The sequence below is a fragment of the Burkholderia sp. Tr-862 genome (assembly GCF_011753085.1).
Lineage (GTDB): Bacteria > Pseudomonadota > Gammaproteobacteria > Burkholderiales > Burkholderiaceae > Burkholderia > Burkholderia ambifaria.
In genome coordinates this window covers 1-725 of sequence record NZ_VWWG01000422.1, presented here as the reverse complement: position 1 = coordinate 725, position 725 = coordinate 1, and the positions used below count along the sequence as shown (strand labels likewise).

At 58.3% G+C, this 725-nt stretch carries 1 pseudogene; it reads left to right on the top strand.

Going from position 1 to position 725, the window contains the following annotated elements:
* Nucleotides 1-725: pseudogene (locus tag F3J14_RS35275) on the top strand (papd-like protein); the annotation flags it as partial.

Below are 725 nucleotides of genomic sequence, written 5' to 3'. Positions count from 1 at the left end.
ACGCTCGTGCTGTACGACAACCCGGCCAACGACCCGTACTCGAAGCTCGGGCTGATGTACAGCATCATGTTGAGGAACCTGCTCGGCCACTTCAATACGACCGTCGACCTGGTGCCGATACAGAACTACACGGCCGGCATGATCGGCAGCCACGATGCCACGTTCTATGTCGGCGACTACTACAACAATCCGATTCCGGCGGCGTTCATGAGCGACGTGATGACCGCGACGAAAACCGTGGTCTGGTTCAAGTACAACTTGTGGCAGCTCGCATGGAACACGGCCTACACGTTCAACCAGACCTTCGGCTTCAGCTTCACGGGCCTTGCCGGGATGAACGCGTCGCCTTCGTCGAGCAATCCGAATCCAGGCTTCTACGATACGGTCACGTACAAGAACCTGCCGATGGTCAAGTATTACGCGTATGACGCGTCGACGGGCGCCATCAGTGCGGATCCCGATGTCGGATTGACCCAGGTCCTCGACGCCACCAAGGCGCAAGTGCTCGTCACCATCAAGAACAGCAAGAGCGGCGCCACCACGCCTTACGTCGTTCGCTCAGGCAAGCTCTGGTATTTCGCGGACATGCCGTTCTCGTACATCGGCCCGACGGATCGCTATCTCGTGATCTGCGACATCCTGCACGACATCCTGCAGACCAATGCACCGGTGAATCACCGTGCGCTCGTTCGTCTCGAGGATCTTGACGCATACACGACGACGAG